This is a genomic window from Streptomyces sp. NPDC008238, assembly GCF_042956445.1.
Classification (GTDB): domain Bacteria; phylum Actinomycetota; class Actinomycetes; order Streptomycetales; family Streptomycetaceae; genus Actinacidiphila.
The window spans coordinates 43,775-62,804 of sequence record NZ_JBIBGK010000029.1 but is presented as its reverse complement, the minus strand read 5'-3'; the positions used below and the strand labels follow the sequence as shown (position 1 = coordinate 62,804).

Here is a 19,030-nt window from a genome sequence, read left to right as displayed (position 1 = left end):
TCCCTCAGCCCTTCACTGCGCCGGAGGTCAGTCCGGCCACGATGCGCCGCTGGAACAGCAGCACGAAGACGACGATCGGGACGGTGATCACCACGGCGGCCGCGGCGATCGAGCCGGTGGGCTGCTGGAACTGCGAGCTGCCGGTGAAGAAGGCGATCGCCGCCGGGACGGTGCGCGCGGCGGTGGTGGAGGTCAGCGAGATCGCGAAGAGGAAGTCGTTCCAGCAGAAGATGAAGACCAGGATCGCCGTGGTGAACACCCCGGGCGCCGCGAGCGGTGCGATGACCAGCCGGAAGGCCTGGGCGGGGGTCGCCCCGTCGACCTTGGCCGCCTTCTCCAGGTCCCAGGGGATCTCACGGAAGAACGCCGACAGCGTGTAGATCGCCAGCGGCAGCGAGAAGGTCATGTACGGGATGATCAGCCCGGGCCAGGTGTCGAACAGCCCGAGGAAGCGCTCGATGTTGAACAGCGGCGACACCAGGGAGATCGGCGGGAACATCGCGATCAGCAGCGAGGTGCCGATGAGCAGTCCCTTGCCGGGGAAGCGCAGCCGGGCCACCGCGTAGGCGGCCATCGTGCCCAGCGTGACGGCGACGACGGTGGAGATCAGCGCGATCCCGATGGAGTTGACCAGGGCGCGGGTGAACTCGGAGGTCGCGAAGATGCCGCGGTAGTTCTCCAGCGTCCAGGTGCGGGGGACGAAGCTGCCGTCGGAGAGCGTGGCGGGGTCCTTGAAGGACAGGGCGACGATCCACCACACCGGGAAGAGCGCGTAGAGCACCACGACGGTGTTGACGACGCTCCAGCGGGCGATCCGCCGCCGCTGCGCCGGGCTCGTGCTCATCGTCCGGTGTCCTCCGATCCGGGGGCGGCCGTGCCGAACAGCTTGATGAAGGCGAAGGCGATGACCGCGACACACAGGAAGATCAGCACCGAGATGGCCGAGCCGATGCCGAGGTTCAGCGCGGTGAAGAGGTTGTCGTAGCCGAGGATCGACACGGATCCGGTGCCGTTGGAGCCCTGGGTGAGCACGTAGATGTTGTCGAAGATCCGGAACGCGTCCAGGGTGCGGAACAGCAGCGCCACCAGGATGGCGGGTTTCATCAGCGGCAGCGTGACGAGACGGAAGCGCTGCCACCGGGTGGCGCCGTCGACCATGGCGGCGCGCAGCGTCTCCTCCGGCACCAGGGCCAGTCCGGCGAGCAGCAGCAGCGCCATGAAGGGCGTGGTCTTCCAGACCTCGGCCAGGACGATGAGGCCGATGGCCTTCCACTGGTCGGTCAGCGGGGCCGCGCCCGAAGCGTCGACGAGGTAGCCGATGCCGGGGGTCCAGGCGTACTGCCAGGAGAAGGCGGCGACGACGGTCACGATGCCGTAGGGCAGCAGGACCGCGGTACGCACCCCCGAACGGCCGATCACCGCCCGGTGCATGACGACGGCCAGCCCCATGCCGAGGGCCAGTTCCACCGTGACGGAGACCACGGTGATCAGGCAGGTCACCCAGAACGCCTGCCACCAGAACCCGGAGCTCAGGACGGCGGCGTAGTTGTCCAGGCCGACGAAGCGGGCCAGCTGGGGGAAGCGCAGGTCGTAGCGGTGCAGGGAGAGGTAGACGGCGTAGAGCACGGGGTATGCGGTCACGACGAGCATGACGAGCACGGCGGGGGCGCAGAGCAGCCGGCCCAGCCGCCGCTCCTGCCGGGCGCCCTCCGAGAGGCGCGTCACGGGACCAGCCCCTTGGACTGCAGGGCGTCCTCGATCTGCCCCCGCAGGTCCCGGACGGACTCGGCCGGCCGGATCGCGGCGGGCGGTGACAGGGTGTGGGACACCGCGATGGACACGTTCTGGTAGGCGGGGGTCTGCGGGCGCAGGGCGGCGTTCTCCAGCTCGGCGAGGATGTCCTGGGCGAAGGGGTAGCTCCGCCGGACCTGGGGGTCGTCGTAGAGGGAGCGCAGGGTCGGCGGCAGGCCGCCGCGCAGCGCGGCGTTCCGCTGGTTGTCCCGGTCGCGCAGGCACAGCGCCGCCTCGAAGGCGAGCTCGGGCCGGCGGCTGTGGGCGCCGACGGCGAGGTCGATGCCGCCGATGGTGACCCGGGCGGGGCGGCCGGCGTCGACCCGCGGGTAGCGGGCCCACCGGAAGTGCCGGAACAGCTGCGGGTTGTCGGCCTTCATCGCCGGATACACGAAGGGGTAGTTCAGCTCGAAGGCGGCGGTTCCCGCCTCCATGGCCAGCCGGTTCTGGTCCTCCATCTGGTTGGGCAGCGAGGGGTCGGCGGCGGGCGAGACCGCGAGGTCGCGCATGATGCCCGCGGCCCGTACGGCGGGCGGCCCGAGCGAGGGGGCGCTCGCGTCCGCGTCGAGGATCGACCCGCCGGCGCTGGAGACGAGCGTGTTGAACCAGACCGTGAGCCCCTCGTACTGGGCACCCTGGACCTCGATCCGGTGCGGCTTCCCGGCCTTCGCCAGGTCACGGGCCGTGTCGAGCATCGCGGCCCACGTCGTGGGCGGCTCCGGCACGAGGTCCGCGCGGTACCACAGCAGCTGGACGTTGGTGTTGTACGGGACGGCGTAGAGGCGGTCCTTCCACGTGGCCGTGCGCAGCGGGGCGTCGAGGGTGTCCTGGACGGCCTCGGCGCGCCGGGTGCCCGTCCACGGGCGGATCCAGCCGGCCTCGGCGAATTCCGGGGCCCAGGTGACGTCCAGGCCGAGGATGTCGAGCGCGGGGTCGTGTGCGGCCAGCCGGCGTACGAGCTGCTGCCGCTGGCCGTCGGCCGTCCGGGGGAGTTTGTTGTAGCGGATGACGTAGCGTCCGCCGGAGGCACGGCCGCACCGGTCGGCGGCCTCCTGCAGCGCCCCGGAGTCGTCGGGGAAGTTGTACCAGTCGAGCGTCGCCCGCCCGGGGGCCGGCGACGACGCGCCGCCGCACGCGACCGCGGCGGCCGCGAGGACCAGCACCGCGACAAGGGCCCGGGAGCGCCGCACCGCGCACGCCATAGGCACCTCGCTCCCCTGCTCGGACACACTCCGGCCCCGGACCATGAAGCCCCCGCGCCGGCTCCCGACGGTGCCTCAGGGGCGTGTCGGGGCCGGGTATTCACGCGGTCGGCGCAACCCGCCCCCGCTGACCGGTGCCGGAGTCCCGCGTCCGGGGAGACTGGCTGGGTGCCCGGCGTCCTCCCCGCCCCGCTCGCCGACCTCCTGCGGCGCAACAACGACCCGATCGTGGTGCAGACGGTGCGCTCCACCGTGGCCGCGGTGCTGTCGTACGCCGTGGCGGTCTGGCTGCTGCCCAACCCGGCGCCGCTGACGGCCCCGCTGACGGCCCTGCTCGTGGTGCAGGTGACGCTCTACACGACGGTGACCACGGGCGTCCGACGGGTGGTCAGCGTGGTGGCGGGCGTCCTCATCGCGGTGGGATTCGCGGAGCTGATCGGGCTGACGGTGTGGAGCCTCGGGCTGATCATCCTGGCGTCGCTGGTGACCGGTCACTTCATCCGGGTGGACGAGTTCGTGGCCGAGGTGGCGATCAGCGCGATGCTCATCCTGGCCGTCCCCGCGCCCTCGGGCGAGGCGCTGGACCGGGTGCTGGAGACCCTGGTCGGGGCCGGCGTCGGGGTGCTGCTCAACGTCGTGGTGCCGCCCCCCGCCTTCGTGGAGCCGGCCGGCGACGCGGTGCGCGAGCTCGCCGAGCACATGCGGGCGCTGATGCTCCGGATGGGCCGGGAGGTACGCGCCGGCGCCACCGCCGGACAGGCCGTCTCCTGGCTGATGGACGCACGCCGGCTGGACAACGAGATCGCGCGGTTCGACGCCTCGCTGCGCAGGGCGGAGGAGGGGACCCGGCTCAACCCGCGGGTGAAGCCGGCGGAGGGCGCGATGACCCGGCTGCTGCTGCGCAGCGGGCTGGACACCCTGGAGGTGTCGACCGTCCTGCTGCGGACGCTGTGCCGCTCGCTGACGGAGCTGGACCGCGAGCGCGGCGGGAGGGAGCCCCTGTTCACCGGCGAGCTCGCCGCCGGCATCGACGAGTTGTTCGCCGACATGGCCGACGCCGCCGACAGTTTCGGCCGGCTGATCGCGGCCCAGGTCACGGAGGGCGCCGACCATGCGGAGGCCCGGCTGGCGGACGCCCTGCGGCGCGGCCGGGAGGAACGGGACCGGATCGCGGTGCTGCTGCGGGCGGAGACGGAACGGCGCTGGGAGAGCTGGGACCTGTACGGGGCGCTGCTGGCCAACGTCGACCGACTGCTGGACGAGCTGGACCTCGAGAAGCGCTCGCTGTGGCTGTCCGAGCAGCTGGTCGCCGCCGCGCCGCGGCCGCCGACGCTGACCCGCCGGATGCGCCGTCAGGCCCGCTCCGCCGCCGCCCGGCTGCGCCTGAGGTCCCCCGGGGGGACCGCTTCCGGACGGGACGGTCGGTGATCATGCCTCATGCTGGTGGGATGGACCTGCTGAACGTGTGTGTCGCCGGGGCGACCGGCTGGACCGGGGAGGCGGTCGCCCGCGCCGTCCTGGACTCCGCGGACCTGCGGCTGCGGACGGCGGTGGCCCGGTCCGCGGCCGGCGCGGACCTCGGGGCGGTGTGGGGCGGCCCCGAGCTCGGGGTCCCGGTCTTCAGCACGGTCGACGACGCGCTGGACGGCGTGGACGTGCTGATCGACTACACCTCGCACACCGCGGTCGGGCGCCATGTGCGCACCGCCGTGGTCCGGGGGGTCGACGTGGTGGTCGGCTCGTCGGGCCTGTCCGGCGCCGACTACGAGGAGATCGCCGCGCTGGCCGAGGAGCACGGGGTCGGGGTGGTGGCCTCGGGGAACTTCTCGCTGACGGCGGCGCTGGCGCAGGCGGCCGCCAGGCTGGCGGCCCGTCACCTGCCGCACTGGGAGATCGTCGACTACGCCTCCGCGACCAAGCCCGACGCCCCCAGCGGCACCGCACGTGAACTCGCCGAACAACTGGCCGCCGTACGGCGCCCCGAGTACGCCGTGGACCCGGAACACACGGCCGGGCACCCGGAGGCCCGCGGCGCGTCGATCGCGGGCACGCAGGTCCACTCGCTGCGGCTGCCGGGCTACACCCTCGCCGTGGAGGCGCAGTTCGGACTGCCGGACGAGCGTCTGGTGATCCGGCACGAGGCCGGCAACTCCCCCGCCCCGTACGTCGCGGGGACCCTGCTCGCGGCTCGCGCGGCCGCGGCACGCCCCGGTCTGGTGCGCGGTCTCGACACCTTGTTGCTGGGCGGGGACTGACGTTCCGTACCTCGTGGCACTGCGTCACTTCCTTGGCCACGCTGTCGCCCGGACGCTCCGCTCGACGGGCGGCCGTTTACCGCGCGACGTACGACTGGATCGCAGGGGCGGCGGCGATCGCCGCCCGCCACGCGTCCGAAGGAAGGACACTCATGCGAACCAGTCTGATGCGCCGCACCGCTCTCGGCGTCGCGACCGGACTCCTTGCGACCGGCCTCCTGGCCGCCTCGACCGGCAGCGCCGTCGCCACGGCGGGCAGCGACGACGGCAGGAACGGCTCCCAGAGCAAGGGCAGCGACGACTACGGCGACGACGACAACGGATACGGCGACGACGGCGGGGACGACAACGGCTACGACGGGGGCAACGGGGACAACGGCTACGACGACAACGGCCGCGGTGGCGGCGGGGGCGGCGGCGGAGGCGGCGGGGGCAATGGTGGCGGGGGCAACGGCGGCGGCGGCGGGGGCGGGGGCGGCGGCCGCAGCGACTGGAACGACGACGGCAGCGGCAACGGCGGCGGCGACAACGGCCGCGGCGGCGGGGGCGGGGGCAACGGCGGCGGCGGCGACAACGGCCGCGGCGGCGGGGGCAACGGCGGCGGCGGCGGAGGCGGGGGCAACGGCGGCGGCGGCGACAACGGCCGCGGCGGTGGCGGAGGCGGTGGCGGTGGCGGCCGCAGTGACTGGAACGACAACGGCAGCTCCCGCGACAACGGCCGCGGCGGCGGCAACGACAACGGCGATGACGACGACGACAACGGCCGGGGCGGCGGCCGCGACAACGGCAACGACAACGGCGGCAAGGGCGGCAAGGGCGGCGGCGGCAACGGCGGCGGCAACAACGGCAACGGCGGCAAGGGGAACAACAACAACGACGACAACGGCGACAACGCGACCTACAAGGACAAGGACGACAACAACGGGAAGGGCAGCAGCAACGGGAAGGGCAACAACAAGGGCAACAACAAGGGGGGCAAGGGCAGCAAGGGCAAGAGCAACAAGGGCGGCAAGGGCCACGACAAGGGACACGGCAAGAAGCACGGCAAGCACCACAAGAAGCAGTGCAACAAGCACGGCTACCGGTTCAACTTCAGCTACAAGTACAGCGTGAGCTATGGCTATGGCATGGGGTACGGCAGCGGTGTCCACGCCCTCGGTCTCGGCAAGGGCGACGGGAAGGGCGCGGGCTTCGTCCACGCCGACTTCGGCTACGGGTTCGGCGACAAGGCCGGCCGCGGATACGGAGGTCTGTACGACAACGGTCTGATGAACGTGCTCATCTGACGCGGGGCTGCCGCCGGGTACGACGAGGGCCGGGAGGAACGGTGTGTTCCTCCCGGCCCCGCGTACGTGCGGACCCCGGCCTCAGTCGAGGTCGGAGGCCTTGATGTAACCGCTGTCGACCAGCAGCTTCTTGTAGTTGGACTTGTCGACACCCACCGGGGGCAGCAGGTACGCCGGCACGACCTTGTTGCCGTTGTCGTTGTCCTTGTTGTTGTTCACCTCGGGCTTCTTGCCGCTGAGGATGTCCTGCGCCATCTTGACCGCGACGGCGGCGAGCTTGCGGGTGTCCTTGTAGACCGTCATCGACTGCTCGCCGGCGATGATCTCCTTGACCGAGTCGACCTCGGCGTCCTGCCCCGTGATCACCGGCATCGGCTTGGCGCTGCTGCCGTAGCCGTCCGCCTTCAGGGACTTGATGACACCGCGCGCGATGCCGTCGTTGGGGGCCAGCACGGCGTCGACGGTGGAACCGCCCTTGTAGTGGTCCCGGAGGCGGGTCGTCATCGTCTCGGTGGCGATGTCCGCCTCCCACTTGAAGATGGTGACCTGGCTCAGGCGGGTCTGGTCGCTCTTGACGACCAGCTGACCGTCCTTGATGAACTCGTCCAGCGTGTCCATCGCGCCGTTGAAGAAGCCCTGGACGTTGTTGTCGTTGGCGTCGCCGGCGAAGACCTCGAGGTTGTACGGGCCGGCGTTGCCGCCCTTCTTCAGCCCGAGCTTCTGGACGATGTAGTCGGCCTGGAGCTTCCCGACCTTGTAGTTGTCGAAGCTCGCGTAGTAGTCCACGTTGCTGGAGCCCAGCAGCAGGCGGTCGTAGGCGATGACCTTGACACCGGCACGGGCCGCCTTCTGGAGCGCGTCACCCAGCTCGAAACCGTCGACGGCGCCGATGATCAGGAGCTTGTCACCCCGGTCGATCATGTCCTCGACCTGCTCGACCTGCTTGTCGACGCTGTCCTCGGCGTACTGCTTGTCTGTCTTGTACCCCTGCTCCTTGAACAGCTTTTCCATGTTGTCGCCGTCGTTGATCCACCGCGTCTGCTTCGTGGTGGGGAGGGCGATGCCCACGGTGACCTCGCCGCCCTGGCCGCCCGAATCGTTGCCGCAGCCGGTGACCGCGGCAGTCAGGGAGAGCGTGAGGACCGCCAGGGTCACGGTGCGCAGTCTGGCAGCGCCGCCAGCGTGCATGGGACTCAGTTCCTTTCGGGCCGAACAAAGGTGTGCTCTCATCGCCCACCCCCGAGAGCGACAGTGTCCGGGCCCGTCACGGAAGTCCGTGGCAGCCCAGCGATCCGCCGGAGCCCGGTGAACTGCTGATGCGTCAGGCCCGAGGAGTGCTGTGGGAGGCCGACGGCAGCACGCCGCGCTCCCGGTCCCGACGGGGTCCGTGATCACCGAACCCCACCTGGACGGATACCTCGAATGGATCCGGACAATAGCACAGCCGATCGTACGGACGTTCAGCCGACCGGCACCGCGTTGGGGCTCGCCTGGGTGCCGCTTCCGGGGACCGGCTCGGAGGCGTCGTCGCCCAGCGCGACGATCCGGTTGTCCGCGTCCACGTGCACCACCCGCGGCCGCAGCTCACGGGCCTGCGCGTCCTCGAACTGCGCATAGCTGATCAGGATCACGAGGTCGCCGGGGTGCACCAGGTGGGCGGCGGCGCCGTTGATGCCGATCACCCCGGAGCCGCGGCGGCCCTCGATGACGTAGGTCTCCAGCCGGGCGCCGTTGGTGATGTCGACGATGTGGACCAGTTCGCCGGGCAGCAGGTCGGCGGCGTCCATCAGGTCGGCGTCCACGGTGACGGACCCGACGTAGTGGAGGTCGGCCTCGGTCACGGTGGCACGGTGGATCTTGGACTTGAACATGGTGCGCAGCACGGCTCACACTCCCGATGCGAAGGGTCGCGTCCCGGTCGGGGTACGCGCCTGTTACGGCCATCGTAGTCGTCGCCAGGCGACGGCCCGGAGGCACCCGTTCGCGTCAGCCTCTGCCGTTTCCGCACCACCTCTAGGCAAGTGGCTCAATAGCCGGATATCTTCCCTGCCTGCCGTCTCGGTGCGGCGGGGCACCGGCTCGGGGAAGGGGGCGCCGTGCGCGAGTTCAGCCTTCCGCCCCGGGCGGAGCAGTTGCGGTCGGGCGGACTCGCCGACTCGGTGTACGAGACGGCCGACAAACGCCCGGACACGGCCGTACTGGCCCGGCGGGACGGGCGCGGGGGCGACCGCTGGCAGGAGGTCGGCGCCGCGGCCTTCCGGGACGAGGTGGCCGAACTGGCCCGCGGTCTGGTGGCGGAGGGGATCCGCTTCGGCGAGCCGGTGGCCGTAATGGCCCGCACCCGGTACGAGTGGACGCTGTTCTCCTACGCGCTGTGGTCGGTGGGCGCCCGGATCGTCCCGGTGTACCCGACCTCCTCGGCCGAGCAGGTGCGGTGGATCCTCGCCGACTCGGGGGCGGTGGCGATCGTCGTCGAGCACGAGGACCACGCCATGACGGTGGGCGCCGTGTGCGACACCCTGCCCGCGCTGCGCCGGATCTGGCAGCTCGACGCGGGGTGCGTCCCGTGGCTGGCGGCGCTCGGCCGGCAGGTGCACCCGGTGGTGGTGGAGCAGTTGCGCTGGGCGGTCGAGCCGCAGTCGGTGGCGGTGATCGCCTACACCTCGGGCACCACGGGACCGCCCAGGGGCTGCCTGATCACCCACGCCAACCTCGCCGCCGAGTGCGACACGCTGCTGGCCGGGTACGGCTCGATCTTCGCCCCGCCGGGGGTGCGGCCGTCGGTGCTGGCGTTCCTTCCCATGTCGCACATCTACGGACTGATGGTGACCACCTGCGCGGTGCGCGGGGGCGTGCTGCTCGGCCACCAGCCCGACCTCGCGCCGGGCGAACTCCTCCCGGCCTTCCGTTCCTTCCGGCCGACCGTCCTGCTCGCCGTCCCGTACGTGTACGAGAAGATCATCCAGGGCGCGCGGAACGCCGCCGCCCGGGGCGGCAGGGGCCATGTCTTCGACCGGGCCGCCGGCGTGGCGGTGCGCTGGGCGGAGGCCGTGGAGCGGCAAGCCCTGGGCTCGGGGCCGGGACCGGGGCCGTTGTTGCGGGCGGCGCACTCGGCGTTCGACCGGCTGGTCTACGCGCGGATCCGGGAGGTGCTGGGCGGGCGGGTGAACTACACGGTCTCGGGCGGGTCGCCGCTCAGCAGGGAGCTGGCGCTGCTGTTCGCGGGTGCCGGACTCACCATCTACGACGGGTACGGGCTCACCGAGACGACGGCCGCGGTGACCGCGCAGCCGCTGGGGAAGGTGCGCTTCGGCACGGTGGGCCGGCCGCTGCCGGGCAGCGCGGTGCGGATCGCGCCGGACGGCGAGGTGCTGGTCCGGGGGACGACGGTGTTCGCCGGCTACCACGCCGATCCGGTCGCGAACCGCGAGGTGTGGCGCCGCGGCGGCTGGATGGCGACCGGCGACACGGGCTCGCTCGACCCTGACGGGTACCTGACGATCACCGGCCGGAAGAAGGACATCATCATCACCAGCGGCGGCAAGAGCGTGGCGCCCCTGGTGCTGGAGGAGCGGCTGCGGTGGCATCCGCTGGTCTCGCAGTGCATCGTGATCGGCGACAACAGGCCCTTCGTCGCGGCGCTGATCACCCTGGACCGGGAGACGGTCCAGCTGCGGACCGCCATGACCGGGCGGGACGTGGACGCCGAGGTCCGGCGCGCGGTGTCGATGGCCAACTCGGCGGTCTCCCGCGCCGAGTCGATCCGGGCCTTCCGCATCCTGCCGCACGAGTTCTCGGTGGAGAACGGGATGCTGACGCCCTCCCTGAAGCTCCGCAGGAACGCGATCGTCAGCGCGTACGCGGAGCAGATCGAGTCGATCTACGCCTCCCCGGCCTCCTGACCCGCTCCGCCCCGCCCGTCGCCGCCGCCGTCGCCATTGCCAACGCTGTCGCTGTCGCCGTCGAGCAGCCGGCGCAGGCGGTCCAGGAAGGTCCGCTGGGCGGAGAGGATCTTCTCGTGGGCGGCCGGGCCGAGCGGGAACCACGCGGCCCGGTCCACCTCGGGGAACTCCCTGACCCGGCCGGATCCCCGGGGCCACTCCATGGAGAAGGTCCCGGGCACCACGAGGCCGGTGTCGAGGTCGCCCTCCAGCGCCCAGACGGTCACGACCTTCCCGTTGGGCTGCCGGTTCTCGCCGAGCGGCAGCAGCTCGCCCGCGGGCACCGGCAGGCCCAGTTCCTCCAGGAACTCGCGCCGGGCGGCCGCCTCTGCGGTCTCGCCGGGCTCGTACTCGCCCTTGGGGATCGTCCACGCCCCGTCGCCCTTGGACGACCAGAACGGGCCGCCCATGTGGGCCAGCAGCACCTCGGGCGCACCGCCCGGGGTGCCGCGGAAGAGCAGGATCCCCGCGCTGCGCTTGACCGCCTTGTCCGCCATCCGACCAGTGTGGCCGGTCAGTCGCGGGCCAGCCACAGGTCGGGGCCGAAGACCTCGTAGTGCACGGCCGAGGCGGGCACACCGCGCTCGATGAGCTGGGCGCGCACGGCGCGCATGAAGGGCAGCGGGCCGCACAGGTAGGCCCGCAGGCCCTCGGGCAGTTCGACGCCGGACAGGTCGACCCGGCCGGCACGGTCGCCGGGGCCGGCGCCGGTGCCCGGGTCCTCGTACCAGAAGTGGGCGCTGCCCGCGGGGAGCTTCTCGGCCAGGGCGCGGTGGTCGGCGGAGTGGGCGTGGTGCCCCGGCGAGCGGTCGCCGTGGACGACGGTCACGGGCGCCGCGTAGCCGTCGCCGGCGAGCCGGTGCAGCATCGCGAGCATCGGGGTGCAGCCGATGCCGGCCGAGGCGAGCAGCAGGGGTCCGCCGTCGTCGGCGAGGACGATGTCGCCGTAGGGGGCGGAGAGTTCGACGCGGGCGCCCTCGCCCACGTGGTCGTGGAGGTGGGCCGAGACCTCGCCGTCCGGGCTCCCGGCGAGACCGCGCTCGCGCTTGACGCTGATCTGGCGGGTGGTGTCGCCGGGTGCGCCGGAGAGGCTGTACTGCCGGATCTGCCGGGCGCCGTCGGGGAGTTCGACGCGCACCGAGACGTACTGGCCGGGGCCGAAGTCGGGCAGCGGCAGGCCGTCCGCGGGGCGGAGCCGGAAGGAGGCGACGTCCTCGGTCTCCCGCACCTTCTCGGCGACCTCCCAGGGGCGCCAGATGTCGCCGGTCAGGACGTCGCGCTCGGCGTACAGCCGCTGCTCGATGGCGATGAGGGCGTTGGCCATCAGCCAGTAGACCTCGTCCCAGGCGGCCGCGACCTCCTCGGTGACGGCGTCGCCCAGCACTTCGGCGATGGCGGCGAAGAGGTGCTTCTGGACGACGTGGTACTGACCGGGGCTGATGCCGAGCGAGGCGTGCTTGTTGGCGATCCGGGCGAGCATCGCGTCGGGGCGCTGCCCGGGCTGCTCGACCAGGACGGTGGCGAAGTGGGCGATGGCTCCGGCGAGGGCCTCGCGCTGGGTGCCGGCCGCCTGGTTGCCGCGGTTGAACAGGTCCCTCAGCAGCTCGGGGTGGGCGGCGAAGAGCCGGTCGTAGAAGAGCCCGCTGATCTCGGAGATCGCGCCGCCGACGGCGGGCAGGGTGGCGCGGACGGTCGCTGCGGACTTCTCGCTGAGCATGGACGGCTCCCTAATTGGTATCTGGAATTCGCATTAAAGGGCGTGCGGAGGCCCGCCCCGGCGGGGGGTGGTTCCCGACGGCCGGATCAGCCCCGCGGACCGGGCGGGCCGGAGCCGACCAGCCCCACCAGGACGGGTCCGGTGGGCGCGGCGGTCAGGTCGGCGACGGTCAGCGGGTCAAGGGAGGCGTAGAAGGCCTCCTGCGCCCGGCGCAGCGCGCCGCGGAGGCGGCAGGCTCCGGCGAGCGGACAGGGCGTCTCGCCCTCGCAGTCCACGACGTCGCCGACCCCTTCCAGCTCCCGCACCAGCCGGCCGACCGAGGCCGTCCGCCCCGCGGCGGTGAGCTCCAGGCCACCGCCGCGCCCGCGTCGGGTCTCGACGACCCCCAGGTGCTGCAGCCGGGCGACGACCTTGGCGAGGTGCGAGTACGGGACCCGCATCGCCTCGGCCACGTCCCGGGCGGTGGACGGCTCGTCCTTGACTGCGAGGGCCATCACCGCGCGGAGCGCGAGGTCGGTGGACTTCGTCAGGCGCATGCTTCGAGGCTAGATAATACGAATCACGGATTCAAGTTAAGACGGGGTCCTGCGGTCCACGTCACACGTACACGTCACACGTACACGTCACACGTACTCCGTGGCGGCGTCCAGCAGCCAGTCGGCGAGGTAGCCGGCGAAGGAGGAGCGGACCAGCACCCAGAAGCCCGCCCGCACCTCCGCCCTGGCCACCAGCACCACCTGGGTGCGGGCCAGCGTGGTCTGCGCGCAACCGCCGGGGGTGAACACCCCTGGGTGCAGGTCGAGCGAGCAGCCGTGCGCCAGCAGGTCGCGGGCGCGGGGGCCGGAGACCAGCAGGGTCGTGCGCTGGGCGGAGACGTCGGTGACGCAGACGTGCGCCTCGCCCGCGGCCTTGCGCAGCCGGGCCTCCAGCTCCTCCTGGGCGCCGGGCGGCCCCACCACCAGCCACTGACCGGGACCGAGCCACAGCACCGCCAGGTCCCCGGCGCGGACGGACGTGCAGGGCTCCAGGGGCAACGGCGCGCCGAGGGCAGTCCCGGCGGCCTCGGCGGCCGGCCCCCGGGGGTCCAGGCGCAGGTCGACCTGGGCGAGGAAGGGCAGTTCGGCCAGGCGCAGTGCCCCGCCGGAGCCGCGGGTCGCGGCGGCGAGGCGGCCGGCCGCGGCCGACAGCGGACTGAGGCGGGTGACGGTGTCAGCCATCGCGGCGGGCCCCCTCGGGGTCGTAGAGGACGGGGGAGGCGACGGTCACGGGCACCAGACGGCCGCCGACGGGCGCGTACAGCCGCTGCCCCACCCGTTCCCGGCCGCCCTTGACCAGGGCGAGCGCGAAGGTGCGGCCGAGGGCGGCACTGCGGTAACTGGAGCTGACGTGGCCCAGCGCCCTGACGGGAGGCGCGGCCGGCGTGGGTCCGGTGACCAGGTGGGTGCCCTCGGGGAGCAGCAGACCCGGGTCCTCGGGCAGCAGGCCGACGAGGTGCTTGCGGTCGGGGCGGGCGGTGTCGGCGCGGGTGTGCGACCGCTTGCCGATGAAGTCGCGCTTCTTCTTCGACACGACCCAGCCCATGCCGAGGTCCTGCGGGGTGACCGTGCCGTCGGTGTCCTGGCCGACGATCGGGTAGCCCTTCTCGGCGCGCAGCACGTGCATGGTCTCGGTGCCGTACGGGGTGGCGCCGGCGGCCCGCACCGCCTCCCAGAGGGCCGCCGCCCGCCAGGGCAGGACGTTGACCTCGTACGCGAGCTCCCCGGAGAAGCTGATCCGGCACACCCGGGCCGGCAGCCCCGCCACCGTGGCGTCCCGCCAGGCCATGAAGGGGAACTCGGCCCGGCCCACCGCCAGTCCGGGGGCGAGCGCCCCCAGCACCTCGCGGGAGCGCGGGCCCACGAGGGCGACTGTGGCCCACTGCTCGGTCACCGAGGTGCAGTGGACGCGCAGTTCCGGCCACTCGGTCTGCAGCCACTCCTCCATCCAGTCCAGGACCGCCGCGGCGTTGCCCGTGGTCGTCGTGACGAGGAAGCGGTCCTCGGCGAGCCGGATGACGGTGCCGTCGTCGAAGACCATGCCGTCCTGTCGGCACATGACGCCGTAGCGGATCATGCCCGGGCGCAGGGTCGACATCAGGTTGGTGTAGAGCCGGTCCAGGAACTCCGCGGCGTCCGGGCCCTGCAGGTCGATCTTGCCGAGGGTCGAGGCGTCCATGACGGCCACGTCCTCGCGGGCGGCCCGGCACTCGCGCAGCACGGCGGCCGTCATGTCCTCGCCGGGGTGCGGGTAGTAGCGCGGGCGCTTCCACTGGCCGACGTCCTCGAAGACGGCGCCGGCGGCGACGTGGAGGCCGTGCAGCGCCGTCACCCGGACCGGGTCGTGGAGCGCGCCGCGGTCGCGGCCCGCGAGCGCGGCGAAGGACACCGGCGCGTACGGGGGGCGGTACGTCGTCGTGCCGAGCGCGGACACCTCCACGCCGAGCAGTCCCGCGACGACGCCCGAGGCCAGGACGCCGGAGGTCTTCCCCTGGTCGTTCGCGGTGCCCGCGGTGCTGTACCGCTTGGTGTGCTCCACCGAGCGCATCCCGGCCTCGGTGGCCCGCCGCAGGTCGGCCACGGTGACGTCGCGCTGCAGGTCGACGAAGCGCGGGCCGGGGGCCGTCACGGGGACGTCGAAGAGCGTGAGCGGCGCGCGCCCGGGGGCCCGGTCCGGCGGCGGGAGGACGACCCGACCCGGTGCGAAGCCCTCGGCCGCGAGCGCCCGGCCGGCGGCCGCGACCCCCTCGGCGGGTGTGGTGGCGAACTCCACGGCCTGGTGGGTCGATCCGGGCACCGGGACGAAGGTGCCGCGGGCCTCGTCGTAGCGCACGGCGCCGCCCGCCTGGCCGAAGAGGTGGCCGACGGGGTTCCAGCCACCGGAGACCAGCAGCAGGTCGGCCTCGATCCGGCGGTCGCCGAGCAGCACGGCCGACAGCCGGTCCGTGCCCTCGGTGCCCGTGACGTACGCGCCGTCGCGCGCGTCGGCGACCGCCGCGATCTCCACGCCTGCGGCGGCCAGGTCGCGGACGACGGCCCCGGTGCCGTCGTTGGTCGTGAACACCACGGCCCTGCGGCCGGGGACGACGCCGTACCGGCGGACGTAGGCGCGGGCGGCGCCGGCCAGCATGACGCCCGGGCGGTCGTTGTCGGGGAAGGCCAGGGAACGCTCGTGCGCGCCGGTGGCGAGGACGACCCGTCGGGCGCGGACGCGGTGCACGCGTTCGCGGGCGACGTGCGCGGGGGCGGCGGCGCCGAGGTGGTGGGTGCGGCGCTCCAGGGCGAGCACCTGGTTGTCGTCGTAGTGGCCGAAAACCGTCGTACGGCGCAGGACGCGGACCCCGGGTTCCGCGGCGAGGAGCGCCTCGGCCCCGGCGACCCAGTCCAGGTGGCGTCCGCTGCCGAGGAGGCTGCCGCCCGCTTCGGGCTGGTCGTCCACGACGATCACCCGGGCCCCGCTGCCGGCCGCCGTCGCGGCGGCGGCGAGCCCGGTGGGGCCGGCGCCGACGACGAGCAGGTCGCAGTGGTGGTGGACGGCGTCGTAGCGGGCCGGGTCGGGACCGGGGGCGAGCCTGCCCTGACCGGGCAGGTTTCTTGCGACGAGCCCGTCGTGGAGCTCGACGGTCGTCGCGGGCAGCATCGGTTCGGGGAAGGGCTCCTCGATCTGCACCACGGCGTTGGGCTCCTCCACCCCGGCGGAGAAGATGCCGCGCGGACGCCCCAGCCTGATGCCCGTGCCGGTGGCGATGACCCCGTTGGCGAGCAGCGCGGAGGCGAGGGTGTCCCCGCGGTAGCCGGTGTACGTAACGCCGTCGAAGGTGAACGTCAGGGGCGCGGCGCGGTCGACGCGCCCGCCCTCGGCGAGCCGGAAGGGCTGCCAGGGGTCGCGCGCGGGCCGCAGGGCGGGGGCCGGGGCGGTCCGCGCGTGGGACACGGCCGGCGACGGCCGGGACCGGGAGGGGGAAGGGGCGGGCGCGCCGGTGACGAAGCGGTTGGTCGCCGTGTCGCGCACCGCGTCGAACCAGCGGCGGCAGCCCGCGGCGTGCATCCAGCGCTCGGCGAAGGGGCCCTTGGGGTTGTCGCGGAAGAAGAGGTGGCGGGCCCACTCCTCGTCCGTCAGGGCCGCCGGGTCCGGCGGGTAGGCCAGGTGCGCCTGACCGCCGTAGTGGAACTCGGCCTCGTCGCGGGGACCGCACCAGGGGCAGGGGATGAGCAGCATCGATCGGGCTCCTCAGTGGGCGACCGCGGCCGCGCCGTGCTCGTCGACGAGCGCGCCGGTGGTGAATCGTTCGAGCGAGAAGGGCTCGGCCAGGGCGTGCGGGGCGTCGTGGGCGATGGTGTGCGCGTAGACCTGTCCCACGCCCGGTGTGGCCTTGAACCCCCCGGTCCCCCAGCCGCAGTTGAGGTAGAGGCCGCGCACCGGGGTGAGTCCGACGATCGGCGACGCGTCCGGGCTGACGTCGACGATGCCGCCCCAGGTGCGCAGCAGGTGGGCGCGGGCGAAGACCGGGAAGAGTTCCAGCGCGGCGGCCATCTGCCGCTCGACGACGTGGAACGCGCCCCGCTGGGTGTAGGAGTTGTAGGCGTCGATGCCCGCGCCCATGACGAGTTCGCCCTTGTGGGCCTGGCTCACGTACACGTGCACCGCGTTGGACATGACGACCGTGGGGTGCACGGGTTCCAGCAGTTCGCTCACCAGCGCCTGCAGCGGGTGGCTCTGCAGGGGGAGGTCGAATCCGGCCATCCGCGCGAGCACCGAGGAGTGTCCTGCCGCGCAGAGCGCCACCTTGCCCGCGGCGATGGGCCCGAGGTTCGTCCGTACGCCGGTGACCCGGCCGTCATGGACGTCGATGCCGGTCACCTCGCAGTTCTGGACGAGGTCGATACCGGCCGCGTCGGCCGAGCGGGCCAGGCCCCAGGCGACGTGGTCGTGCTTGGCGATGCCCGCCCGCGGCTGGTAGGTCGCGCCCAGCACCGGGTAGCGGACGTCCGGGGAGGTGTTGACGATCGGGCAGACCTCGGCCACCTGACCGGGGTCCAGCCACTGCGCGTCGACGCCGCACAGCAGGTTGGCCTCGACCCGGCGGACGCCCTCGCGCACGTCCTGGAGGCTGTGGGCGAGGTTCAGGACCCCGCGCTGGGAGAAGAGGATCGGGTAGTCCAGCTCCTCCTCCAGGCCCTCCCACAGCTTCAGGGCGTGCTCGTAGATGCCGGCGCTCTCGTCCCAGAGGTAGTTGGAGCGGATGATCGTGGTGTTGCGGGCCATGTTGCCGCCCGCGAGCCAGCCCTTCTCCAGCACGGCGACGTCGGTGATGCCGTGCTCGCGCGCCAGGTAGTGCGCGGTGGCCAGACCGTGGCCGCCCGCCCCGACGACGACCACCTCGTAGCCGCGTCTGGGTTCGGGCGTGCGCCAGAGGAAGTCCGGGTGCTCGGGAAGCGCGGCACCCGGGGTGCAGGGGGTCATCGGGCGTCGTCTCCGTCCTGCGGCAGGTGCGGGTAGAGCGGGTGCGCGGCGGCCAGGGCCTCGGTACGGGCACGCAGCGCGGACAGGTCGGGCCCCGGGCGCAGGGCGAGCGCCACGACGTCGGCGACCTGGGCGAAGTCGTCCTCGGTGAAGCCGCGGGTGGCCAGCGCGGGCGTGCCGATCCGCAGCCCCGAGGTGACCATGGGCGGGCGCGGGTCGAAGGGCACCGCGTTGCGGTTGACGGTGATGCCCACGGAGTGCAGCAGGTCCTCGGCCTGCCGGCCGTCGAGCGCGGAGGCCCGCAGGTCGACGAGGACGAGGTGCACGTCGGTGCCCCCGGTGAGCACGGACACGCCCGCCCGGGCGGTGTCCTCCCGCGTCAGGCGCTCGGCGAGGAGGCGGGCACCGGCCAGGGTGCGGACCTGGCGTTCCCTGAACTCCTCCCCCGCGGCGACCTTGAAGGACACCGCCTTGGCGGCGATCACGTGCTCCAGCGGACCACCCTGCATGCCGGGGAAGACCGCCGAGTTCAGCTTCCTGGCGAGGTCCGCGTCATCGGTGAGGATCACTCCCCCGCGCGGGCCGCCGAGCGTCTTGTGGGTGGTCGTGGTGGTGACGTGGGCGTACGGGACGGGGTTCGGGTGCAGCCCGGCGGCGACCAGGCCCGCGAAGTGCGCCATGTCGACCAGGAGCAGCGCCCCCACCTCGTCGGCGATGCGGCGGAACGCCGCGAAGTCCAGCTGCCGGGGGTACGCCGACCAGCCCGCGATGATCATCTTCGGCCGGTGCTCCTTGGCGAGCCGCTCGACCTCGTCCATGTCGACCCGGTGGTCCGTCGCCGAGACGTGGTACGGGACGACGTCGAGCATCTTGCCGGAGTAGTTGAGCCGCATCCCGTGGGTGAGGTGGCCGCCGTGCGCGAGGTCGAGCCCGAGCACGGTGTCGCCGGGCCGCAGCAGGGCGAAGAGCACCGCGGTGTTGGCCTGCGCGCCGGAGTGCGGCTGGACGTTGGCGTATGCGGCGCCGAAGAGGGCCTTGACGCGGTCGACGGCGAGCCGCTCGGTGACGTCGACGTGCTCGCAGCCGCCGTAGTAGCGGCGGCCGGGGTAGCCCTCGGCGTACTTGTTGGTGAGGACGGAGCCCTGGGCCTCCATGACGGCGGCGGGCGCGAAGTTCTCCGAGGCGATCATCTCCAGGGTGGAGCGCTGGCGGTCCAGCTCGGCGCGGAGCGCCGCGTGCACCTCGGGGTCGAGCTCGGACAGGCGGGCGGTGAGCGGGTTCATGCGCGGGGCTTCCTCTCAGCGGCGGCGTCGGAGGTCTCGCGTGGTGCCGTCCGCGG

The 19,030-nt window shown here is 73.0% G+C and carries 16 protein-coding genes; 4 read left to right on the top strand and 12 right to left on the bottom strand.

The features are described from left to right. Positions 1-4: 4 nt before the first annotated feature. The 3 genes from ACFZAU_RS35540 to ACFZAU_RS35530 are packed head-to-tail and all read right to left on the bottom strand — an operon-like array spanning position 5 to position 2,993. A complete protein-coding gene (locus ACFZAU_RS35540) occupies positions 5-844 on the bottom strand; it encodes a carbohydrate ABC transporter permease (RefSeq protein WP_500463319.1) in 840 nt (279 codons plus the stop codon). Beyond that, positions 841-1,725, bottom strand: coding sequence for a carbohydrate ABC transporter permease (locus ACFZAU_RS35535; protein WP_500555594.1), 885 nt, complete (start codon positions 1,723-1,725; stop codon positions 841-843). Before ACFZAU_RS35535 ends, ACFZAU_RS35540 begins: the two co-directional genes overlap by 4 nt. Then, positions 1,722-2,993, bottom strand: a complete 1,272-nt coding sequence (locus tag ACFZAU_RS35530) for an ABC transporter substrate-binding protein (protein WP_500555593.1) — start codon at positions 2,991-2,993, stop codon at positions 1,722-1,724. Before ACFZAU_RS35530 ends, ACFZAU_RS35535 begins: the two co-directional genes overlap by 4 nt. Positions 2,994-3,161: 168 nt before the next feature. On the opposite strand from ACFZAU_RS35530, the gene ACFZAU_RS35525 reads away from it, so the two are divergent. From ACFZAU_RS35525 to ACFZAU_RS35515, 3 genes are all read left to right on the top strand, one after another. Further along, on the top strand, positions 3,162-4,421 hold the full coding sequence (locus tag ACFZAU_RS35525; RefSeq protein WP_500555592.1) for an FUSC family protein: 1,260 nt from the start codon (positions 3,162-3,164) through the stop codon (positions 4,419-4,421). Positions 4,422-4,441: 20 nt separating this feature from the next. Then, positions 4,442-5,248, top strand: coding sequence for a 4-hydroxy-tetrahydrodipicolinate reductase (gene dapB / locus ACFZAU_RS35520; protein ID WP_499603237.1), 807 nt, complete (start codon positions 4,442-4,444; stop codon positions 5,246-5,248). Between the two features lie 152 nt (positions 5,249-5,400). After that, entirely contained in the window at positions 5,401-6,534 is a 1,134-nt protein-coding gene (locus ACFZAU_RS35515) for a hypothetical protein (RefSeq protein WP_500555591.1), read from the top strand. 81 nt (positions 6,535-6,615) lie between these two features. On the opposite strand, the gene chvE is transcribed toward ACFZAU_RS35515, so the two are convergent. Together chvE and panD are read right to left on the bottom strand one after the other, a co-directional pair. After that, the gene (chvE, locus tag ACFZAU_RS35510; protein WP_500555590.1) at positions 6,616-7,722 is read right to left on the bottom strand and encodes a multiple monosaccharide ABC transporter substrate-binding protein; all 1,107 of its coding nucleotides are present in this window, start codon (positions 7,720-7,722) and stop codon (positions 6,616-6,618) included. Between the two features lie 272 nt (positions 7,723-7,994). Further along, positions 7,995-8,417 (bottom strand): aspartate 1-decarboxylase, encoded by a 423-nt coding sequence (gene panD / locus ACFZAU_RS35505; RefSeq protein WP_499603240.1) that lies wholly within the window; start codon positions 8,415-8,417, stop codon positions 7,995-7,997. 213 nt (positions 8,418-8,630) lie between these two features. Between panD and ACFZAU_RS35500 the strand changes: the two genes are divergently transcribed. Then, complete coding sequence (locus tag ACFZAU_RS35500; RefSeq protein ID WP_500555589.1) at positions 8,631-10,436, top strand: AMP-dependent synthetase/ligase; 1,806 nt, start codon at positions 8,631-8,633, stop codon at positions 10,434-10,436. On the opposite strand, the gene ACFZAU_RS35495 is transcribed toward ACFZAU_RS35500, so the two are convergent. The 7 genes from ACFZAU_RS35495 to glyA all read right to left on the bottom strand — a co-directional run bounded on the left by ACFZAU_RS35495 (position 10,415) and on the right by glyA (position 18,974). Further along, positions 10,415-10,972 (bottom strand): NUDIX hydrolase, encoded by a 558-nt coding sequence (locus ACFZAU_RS35495; protein ID WP_500555588.1) that lies wholly within the window; start codon positions 10,970-10,972, stop codon positions 10,415-10,417. The genes ACFZAU_RS35500 and ACFZAU_RS35495 overlap by 22 nt on opposite strands. Positions 10,973-10,989: 17 nt before the next feature. Then, positions 10,990-12,192, bottom strand: a complete 1,203-nt coding sequence (locus tag ACFZAU_RS35490) for a globin domain-containing protein (protein ID WP_499603243.1) — start codon at positions 12,190-12,192, stop codon at positions 10,990-10,992. An 86-nt stretch (positions 12,193-12,278) separates the two neighbouring features. Further along, positions 12,279-12,728, bottom strand: coding sequence for an RrF2 family transcriptional regulator (locus tag ACFZAU_RS35485; RefSeq protein ID WP_500463328.1), 450 nt, complete (start codon positions 12,726-12,728; stop codon positions 12,279-12,281). Positions 12,729-12,815: 87 nt separating this feature from the next. After that, positions 12,816-13,409 (bottom strand): sarcosine oxidase subunit gamma, encoded by a 594-nt coding sequence (locus ACFZAU_RS35480; protein ID WP_500555587.1) that lies wholly within the window; start codon positions 13,407-13,409, stop codon positions 12,816-12,818. Further along, positions 13,402-16,446 carry a sarcosine oxidase subunit delta gene (locus ACFZAU_RS35475; RefSeq protein WP_500555586.1) on the bottom strand — a complete coding sequence of 1,015 codons (3,045 nt, stop codon included), beginning with the start codon at positions 16,444-16,446 and terminating at the stop codon, positions 13,402-13,404. Before ACFZAU_RS35475 ends, ACFZAU_RS35480 begins: the two co-directional genes overlap by 8 nt. A 12-nt stretch (positions 16,447-16,458) precedes the next feature. Then, positions 16,459-17,691 (bottom strand): sarcosine oxidase subunit beta family protein, encoded by a 1,233-nt coding sequence (locus tag ACFZAU_RS35470; RefSeq protein ID WP_500555585.1) that lies wholly within the window; start codon positions 17,689-17,691, stop codon positions 16,459-16,461. After that, positions 17,688-18,974 (bottom strand): serine hydroxymethyltransferase, encoded by a 1,287-nt coding sequence (glyA, locus tag ACFZAU_RS35465; RefSeq protein ID WP_500555584.1) that lies wholly within the window; start codon positions 18,972-18,974, stop codon positions 17,688-17,690. The genes ACFZAU_RS35470 and glyA overlap by 4 nt, the downstream gene beginning before the upstream one ends. Positions 18,975-19,030 lie beyond the last annotated feature (56 nt).

Coding starts and splice junctions, on each gene's coding strand:
- ACFZAU_RS35540 (WP_500463319.1), bottom strand. CDS start 844: ATGAGCACGAGCCCGGCGCAGCGGCGGCGGATCGCCCGCTGGAGCGTC.
- ACFZAU_RS35530 (WP_500555593.1), bottom strand. CDS start 2,993: ATGGCGTGCGCGGTGCGGCGCTCCCGGGCCCTTGTCGCGGTGCTGGTC.
- ACFZAU_RS35515 (WP_500555591.1), top strand. CDS start 5,401: ATGCGAACCAGTCTGATGCGCCGCACCGCTCTCGGCGTCGCGACCGGA.
- ACFZAU_RS35485 (WP_500463328.1), bottom strand. CDS start 12,728: ATGCGCCTGACGAAGTCCACCGACCTCGCGCTCCGCGCGGTGATGGCC.
- ACFZAU_RS35475 (WP_500555586.1), bottom strand. CDS start 16,446: ATGCTGCTCATCCCCTGCCCCTGGTGCGGTCCCCGCGACGAGGCCGAG.
- glyA (WP_500555584.1), bottom strand. CDS start 18,974: ATGAACCCGCTCACCGCCCGCCTGTCCGAGCTCGACCCCGAGGTGCAC.
- ACFZAU_RS35480 (WP_500555587.1), bottom strand. CDS start 13,409: ATGGCTGACACCGTCACCCGCCTCAGTCCGCTGTCGGCCGCGGCCGGC.
- ACFZAU_RS35495 (WP_500555588.1), bottom strand. CDS start 10,972: ATGGCGGACAAGGCGGTCAAGCGCAGCGCGGGGATCCTGCTCTTCCGC.
- ACFZAU_RS35490 (WP_499603243.1), bottom strand. CDS start 12,192: ATGCTCAGCGAGAAGTCCGCAGCGACCGTCCGCGCCACCCTGCCCGCC.
- chvE (WP_500555590.1), bottom strand. CDS start 7,722: ATGCACGCTGGCGGCGCTGCCAGACTGCGCACCGTGACCCTGGCGGTC.
- ACFZAU_RS35470 (WP_500555585.1), bottom strand. CDS start 17,691: ATGACCCCCTGCACCCCGGGTGCCGCGCTTCCCGAGCACCCGGACTTC.
- dapB (WP_499603237.1), top strand. CDS start 4,442: ATGGACCTGCTGAACGTGTGTGTCGCCGGGGCGACCGGCTGGACCGGG.